Origin of the sequence: Streptomyces sp. NPDC059080 (genome assembly GCF_042739975.1) — a bacterium.
GTDB classification, from domain to species: Bacteria; Actinomycetota; Actinomycetes; order Streptomycetales; family Streptomycetaceae; genus Streptomyces; species Streptomyces benahoarensis.
The window spans coordinates 38,243-44,966 of the sequence record NZ_JBHYGX010000034.1; the positions used below are offsets into that span (position 1 = coordinate 38,243).

At 67.8% G+C, this 6,724-nt stretch carries 6 protein-coding genes; 1 reads left to right on the forward strand and 5 read right to left on the reverse strand.

Features of this window, described 5'->3' with window-relative positions; all coding sequences use genetic code 11:
- Positions 1 to 200 precede the first annotated feature (200 nt).
- The 5 genes from ACFWWQ_RS23005 to ACFWWQ_RS23025 all read right to left on the reverse strand — a co-directional run bounded on the left by ACFWWQ_RS23005 (position 201) and on the right by ACFWWQ_RS23025 (position 4,573).
- Entirely contained in the window at positions 201 to 356 is a 156-nt protein-coding gene (locus ACFWWQ_RS23005; RefSeq protein WP_384599131.1) for a hypothetical protein, read from the reverse strand.
- Positions 353 to 1,807: a replication initiator gene (locus ACFWWQ_RS23010; RefSeq protein WP_384599134.1), complete on the reverse strand. Its 1,455-nt coding sequence runs from the start codon at positions 1,805 to 1,807 to the stop codon at positions 353 to 355. The genes ACFWWQ_RS23005 and ACFWWQ_RS23010 overlap by 4 nt, the downstream gene beginning before the upstream one ends.
- A 125-nt stretch (positions 1,808 to 1,932) precedes the next feature.
- Positions 1,933 to 2,673, reverse strand: coding sequence for a DUF2637 domain-containing protein (locus ACFWWQ_RS23015; RefSeq protein WP_384599136.1), 741 nt, complete (start codon positions 2,671 to 2,673; stop codon positions 1,933 to 1,935).
- A gap of 45 nt (positions 2,674 to 2,718) precedes the next feature.
- Positions 2,719 to 4,125 (reverse strand): FtsK/SpoIIIE domain-containing protein, encoded by a 1,407-nt coding sequence (locus ACFWWQ_RS23020; RefSeq protein WP_384599139.1) that lies wholly within the window; start codon positions 4,123 to 4,125, stop codon positions 2,719 to 2,721.
- Positions 4,126 to 4,228: 103 nt separating this feature from the next.
- Positions 4,229 to 4,573, reverse strand: coding sequence for a hypothetical protein (locus ACFWWQ_RS23025; RefSeq protein ID WP_384599142.1), 345 nt, complete (start codon positions 4,571 to 4,573; stop codon positions 4,229 to 4,231).
- A 319-nt stretch (positions 4,574 to 4,892) separates the two neighbouring features.
- On the opposite strand from ACFWWQ_RS23025, the gene ACFWWQ_RS23030 reads away from it, so the two are divergent.
- On the forward strand, positions 4,893 to 5,366 hold the full coding sequence (locus tag ACFWWQ_RS23030; protein WP_384599145.1) for a GntR family transcriptional regulator: 474 nt from the start codon (positions 4,893 to 4,895) through the stop codon (positions 5,364 to 5,366).
- Positions 5,367 to 6,724 lie beyond the last annotated feature (1,358 nt).

Below are 6,724 nucleotides of genomic sequence, written 5' to 3' on the forward strand. Positions count from 1 at the left end.
CTCCCATCCCCCCACGGGGCCCCCACCGGCGCCGGGGGGCCCCCAACACAATTTTTGTTCTTTTTCACCGCTGTCCCCCCCAAACCCGCTATTGGGGGGGCCACTGCCACGTTGTTGGCCAGCTGGCCAGTCCAGTAGCGCGGCCAGGGCTCTCAGCCTGACGTTTCGGAACCCGAAGAGGCGACCGGAGTTCTCTCGTCTCACCGCCTGCCCTGCAAGAGAAGGGCTCGGCGTACCCATTCCTCGTCGCGTTCGGGCGCGCGGGCCAGGTGCCGTTTCATCCATTCGTCCTCGCGGGCGGCACCGTCGTCGTGCGTCGTCGGTCGACGATCGTGAGAGTCCTTCGTGGTGGTCATTGCCACAGCTCTCCTTCCGTCTTGACGCGTTCGGCCGCCTGTTTGGCCTGGTGAATCTCATGCCGGGTCTGAGCGGCGAGGAGTTCTTCGCCAGGGCGGTAGCCGGAGGTCAGGTAGGCCCAGGAGGATTCGGTGACGAGGGTGGTGTTCTCGTCCGGGGCGTCGAGGCCGGCATGAGCACGGGCCTGCTCCAGACGCCAGGCGCGGCGTACGTCGCGAAGCGCGCCGAGGGTGGTCGAGTAGGCGCGGGATTTGGTGGAGAAGTGGCCGCGGAAGCCGAGCATGTGGGCCCACTTCCAGAGCTTGAGCTCCGCGAACTCGGGGAGGTGGCCGAGGGCCCAGGCGGTGCGGATCATCTGGCGGACGTGACGCTGGACGCGGAGATCCTGGAGGGGTTCGGCCTGCCCGCTGCCGTCGCAGTCGTGGCACAGTTCCGGGCGGTCACCGAGGCCGCGCAGGTAGCCACGTCCGCCGCAGGGGGCACAGATCAGGGAGCGGTCGACGGTGCCGGAGTCTTCGGCGCTCTTGGTGGCGTACTTGGCGACGTATCCGGCAACAGCCTTGTCGGTGATTTCGCCGTCGCCGAGTGCGGTGATCTCGCGGACGTCGAGGCGTTTGCCCCAGCGGATTTCGCGGTCGCCGGTGTGGTCGGAGGTCACCGTGAGAACGGCATCTTCGGCCGCGTCCTTGATGGCGGTCTTGAGGGCATCGATGGTGGCCCAGCGGGGCGGGGGCTGGTCGCTGCCTTCGGGGCCGTCGAGGCGGATGACGGCGTGGAAGTGGACCAGGCCGCGTTTTTGGTACTCGGCGACCTTGGCGAAGGAGATGCGCAGCACGGAGTTCAGCGCTTTCTGCGTGATGCCGAGGTGGGCGGCCAGGGCGCGGCGCAGGTAGGTGGTGAAGCGTGCCCAGAGGGCGCCTGCGTGGGCGTTCCAGAGGATGGCGCCGGTGTAGTCGTAGGTGGCCGGATTGAGAGGTGTCCCCAACTCGGGCGCATCCGAGGCGTGTTGAGCCCCACAGGCACAGCGGGGCTTGTCGGTGCGGATGTTGTGGACGGCTCCGAAGGAGGGGGCGGTGAGGGTGGCGAAGACGCGGGGGTGGGTGCGGACGGTTTCGGGGACGGTCTTGCCGCCGGAGAGTCCGGCCTTGATCAGGTGGTAGGTATCGGCGGCGTAGACGCGGGAGCAGGCGGGGCAGCGGGAGGCGCGGCGGTTGCCGCAGGTGGTCAGGAGGCGGCCGGTGGGTTCGTCCGCGGTGGTGCAGGAGCGCAACACGGTGCGGGTCGCGGCGTCGAGGGTGGCGGTGTGGCCGATGAGGTTGACGGGGCGGGTGCATCCGGCGACGCGGTGGACCTGTTCGGTGACGCGGTCGAAGTTGCCGAGCTGGGCCAGTTCGACGAGGTCCCGCACGGCGAGGCTCTTGATGTGGTGCAGGTCGAGCATGCGGGCCATAGGGGGAGTCCTTCCGTTGGGGAGGGCCCCGAGCAGCACCGGGCGGTGTGCGGGTGCTGCTCAGGGCATGGCGGAGCGAGCCCGGTAGGGCAGGCGGGGAAGGCGCCGGAGAAGTCGGCGGAAGGTCAGGCGGCCAGGGCCTGGTGTGCGGCGGTGGCCAGCGGGAGACCGACGCCGAGGCGGGTCTTGAGCTGGGCGGCCGTGATGGGGGCGTCGTGCTCGGCCTGGTGGGATGCGGCGATCTTGCGCGCTTCCTCCAGCAGCGGAGCGGGCACCGAGGCCGGAGCAGCGACGGGAGTCGCCGTTTCCTGTGCTGGCGCCGTGGGCGCCGGAGCAGAGGCGGGGACCGGGGCCGGGCAGGGCTCGGGTTCGGGCGCCACAGCCGTGTCGGCTTCCGGAGCGGAGGCCGGCATGGGGGCCGGGACAGGTGCCGGGGCGGTGTCGGCGGGAGCCGGTGCCGGGTTGGTCACGGTGTGGAAGTGGCGCAGGAGTTGCGGGCCGACGACGCCCCAGCCGAGGAGGAGCAGAGGGGCGACCGCATCGAGTGCGGCGCGGCCCCAGTGGTGGGCGGCGAGGGGTTCGGCGATGTTGAGGGCCAGGGTCAACACTCCCGACAGGTGCATCAGCCGCAGGGCCGGTTTCATCTGCTGGGTTGGGACGCCACGCAGGTACAGGTAGCGCAGGGCTACCAGGAGGCCGACCACCGACAGGTCAACCATGGGGGCGATCAGGGGCGCGACCGGGCGGGGGACGCCCAGGCGCAGGGCGAGGGCCCAGACGTTGCCGAAGGAGAAGACGAACGCCAGAGCCGCGATGACGCACATGACCACGGTCACGGTGCGCTGAGTGATCCGGTCCTCAGACATGAGGGTTCACCTCCTCTCAAGTAGCCGTAGGGAAAGGGGCGTTGGTCAGGAGGCGTCGTCGTCCTTGTGCAGGTCGATGCGGTTGCTGCGGAGGTAGGACCCGGCCAAGCGGTCGAGGAGTTCGGCGGGGTCGCGGGTGAGATGGGCGGTAGCGGCAGCGCTCTCTGCGGCGTGCTCATCGTCCACGTAGGGCGTGCGGATGCGGGTGAAGCCGGGGCGGCCCTGCAAGGACATCGAGGCGACGCCGACGTACGTGGGGTCCTGGAGATTGACCGGGTTGGCGTCCGGCCAGTTGCGGATGTCGTCGCCGAGCGCCGCCACGGAGGCTTCGGTGGTCTTCTGCGCGAAGGACAGGCCCACCGGGCACACGTCCCGGATGAAGGTGGGCAGCGCATCACCCGTGCTCTTCTGCGTGGCAAGGAAGACGGCCATGCCGACGTTGCGGCCCTTCTTCACCAGTTCCTCCACCAGCCGGGCATTCTCCGCCGCCAGGGCGGCCAACTTCTTCGTGACCGGGTCATTTCCCTTGTAGTCGCGGAAGTAGGTGTGGGCCTCATCGATGATCAGCACCACCAGCGGCCACGACTCCGAGGGCCCGACATCCCACATGTTCTTCACGCCCAAGACTTCCTTGATGCTGGCCGACCGATCGCGGCGCAGCTTGACGAGGCGCTTGAACAGGGCGTTCGCCTCTTCCAGGTCGTCACCGACAAAGGCGAACAGGCGGCCCGTAACGTCCGCGTAGTCCCCTTCGTGGGCAGCGGTCACCTTGCCGTCTGCCACAGCGAACTGGATCTCGGGCGCGGGGGCGCAGTCGCAGATGAACCGGTTGATCAGGGAGGTCTTGCCGTAGCCGGGAAGACCGGCCACCGTCACTCCCGGCACGTTGCCGAGCGCCACCGTCACCGGCTGGGCGTACTCATCGACGCCCAGGTTCCAGGTGGCGAGTTCCTTCGGCGCCTTGCCAGTGGGTACGTGGCTGGTCGGTGTGGTCAGCGGATCGAGCCGCACGCCACGGATGATGACCTGCCCCGGCCCGTCCGGCAGGGCCGAGACCCGCACGCACCGCCAGGCATCCGCGAGGAACCGCGCGGCCTTCTGGAACTCCTCCAGACCGACCTTGGGCAGACAGTTCGCCCGCACCACGACCCCGAAGCGGTCCGGCTTCACCTTCAACCGCGGAGTGAGCACCCGCGGCTTCGGCGGCTTACTCGCGTCCGAGGTGGCCAGGGACGCCAGCGCGGTGGGCATCTTGTCGGTCACGCACAGCCCGGCCATCTGCGCCAGGCGCTTCCAGCCCATCCGCACACGCACCGCCTGCCGGATGCTCTTTCGCGTTTCGCGGTCCGCCGCGATGTAGCGGCCCACCCACACGGACGCGATGACCGCGAAGACCGCCAGAACCGCCACGGATACGAGCGGGGCGTACCCGTATATCTCTTCCACCTTCACGGGGTGTCACCTTTCTTGCCGCCCACCGGGCATGCGTTCACACAGAAGCTGGGGGGAGGGGCGGGGAGCAGATGAGTCCGGTCCCCGCCCGGTACGAAGGCCCTCACTCGCCCGAGTCCAGCTCCAGGGCGGATACGCGGTAGGCAACGCCGGAGCTGATCTGCCCGTTGAAGAGGTTCGCCCAGGGCCGGGCCACCAGGTCCACGGTCTTGACCGGCATTCCCGGCTTGAGACCGTTGGGCAGGCCGTTCGCCGGAACGGTGACCTTCAGCGTCTCCGCCCGGTCCTCCTCCATCAGGAAGATCATCACCGTGTAGAGCTTTTCCCCCGTCTCACGGTCGGTCGCGATGATGCCGTTCTCCTTGTCGGAGTACTTCGGCACCGCCGACGTGCCCGCCATCGTGCGGGTCGCGGCCGTCAGGCCAACGCGGATGGTCGGTATAGCCATGGCTTCTTCCTTTCGTCCGGTGCCGCCCTGTGCGGCGCCGCGACATCACATAACCACACTGTGCGATACAGGCGCAACACCCGCACACCGGCACGGTCGCCACGAAGCCCGAATGCGGCTGACGTGTGCACGCTGCACAAGGGCGAGTGCGCAGCGCACAAGGGGTGCGTGCGTGCTGCACAAGGGGTGAGTGCGCAGCGCACAAGGAAGAGTCCGTATCCTGCGGACACGCGAATGCCACTCGATACAGTCGATACAGATGATTGATGTGGCTGACGCGCGCGTATCGCATAAGGAAGAGTCGCCGTATCCTGCGGGCATGCAACTGCCACTCGAAGACGATCCAAGGCCGCCATACGTCCAGGCCGCCGAGGTCCTGCGACGTCAGATCCAGGCCGGCGTCCTCAAGCCCGGAGAAAAACTGCCGTCCGCCCGGGAGCTACAGGCGAAGTACGGCATCGCCAGCTCCACCGTGCAAAACGCGCTGCGGACGCTCAAGCACGAAGGGCTGATCTACAGCGTCCAGGGGCGCGGCAGCTTCGTACGCTCCTCCGCCGAGGCCGAGCACCAGGACGAGGCCAAGCAGGCCCCCGACGCCGAGCGCCAGGGCGATCAGCAAGGCCACCCGTCACCTTCCGAAGCCGCGGCTGAGGAAGAGAACCCGCTCACCCCCGGCCCCTTGCACAGCGACGAGTTCAACACCCTTGCGCGTGGAATCCTCGAAATCCACAGCCAGATGAACCGCCTGGAGAAGCTGATCATGCAGCTCGGTCAGCGTCAGCCGGAGAAGTAGACTCCCGCACCTCTTCCAGCAGCTCGTACAGGTCGGCAAGCCGACTGCACACACCCGTCAGGGCCTCTTCGATCACTGCCGCTTCATGCGCATCGATCATCGTGCACTTCCCCGTCTCGCGCGTCATTCGCCGTCCACCCCATTAGCCCAACTGCCCTTACCGCCTCGCTTACCAAGACCGACCCCTTCGGTAACGACAGGGACACGGTCACCTTGGTAAGGCCCGTGGTAAGCCACCGGAGGTCTGGGCAGCGGCAGCTGAGGGGCACATCTTGCACATCGCGATTTGAGCCTGAAACGGCGGGCCCCGTCTCCGGGGAAGACGGTCTTTCAGCGCTCTCCCTGTGGGAGACAATCCGCTTCCGTCGACCGCCAGGTGGAACGCTTCTCCAACTGCCGCTCACCTCGCCCGCGCCTCCCTCGTTCACCCACCGAACGCCCGTGGATTCGAGCGCCTTCCGTCGGCTGTTACTACACAGGGCAACCGCGGACATTTCCACTTCGTCATCCAGTGGCACGCAACGACCCTCCAGCGTCATCCAGTGACACACTTCGCCCCTCCTCCACCAAGCACACCAGGGCCGCCGGATACCCCGCCCGGACCACGACGCCTGGACTTACCACTGCGCCCTCACCCCGGGACGGCTGTCCGATGTGCGCTCCATGTTCCGGAGAATCGGCGGTTGGGCTAACCGGCGTTTCCGTGTTATCCTCCGCCGCCATTTCGCGCCCGCGCCTTCCACTCGACTCCGCCGGCCACTCCGCCGGCCACTCATAACCCTCCGGAGAAAGCGCAGCTTGGGCAGGACGGAGATCCGTGATACCGCCGCGCACTGCACCCCCTTCACCTGCTACAGGTGCCGCACGGCGAGCCCGTGTGACAGTCCGCCCCGGATTCCTGTCGGGCACACATGTAGCACCTGGAGCAGACACCACCCATTCGCCGCTTTTGCGCAATTCGAATCGCCATGAAGCACCCCAAATTCATCCATCGTGACCCACGTCACATGGATGGCCGTCTCGCGTTGCACCCGGTCAGCGCACATGCAGGCATCATGTAGCCGCTCGCCTGTGGATAGATTTCAGCAATTCGCCGAACGAACCCGCATAAATCGCCACAAGAGTGGGCAAGCGGGATGCCTGCGGCTGGACGAGGGCAGCGGAAGGGCGCTTCGCGACAGAGGCAACGGGAGAGCGGCAGCGGAGCTGTTCAAAGTTTCTTTACTGGATCAAGGCGGCCCGCTTCGCGGGCCGCGGGGGGGGGGGGGGGCGCCGCCCCCGCCCCCCCCGCCCCCACCCCCCCCCCCCCCGCCCCCCCCCCCCCCCCCCGCCCCCCCCGAACCGCTAGAGAACGCCCC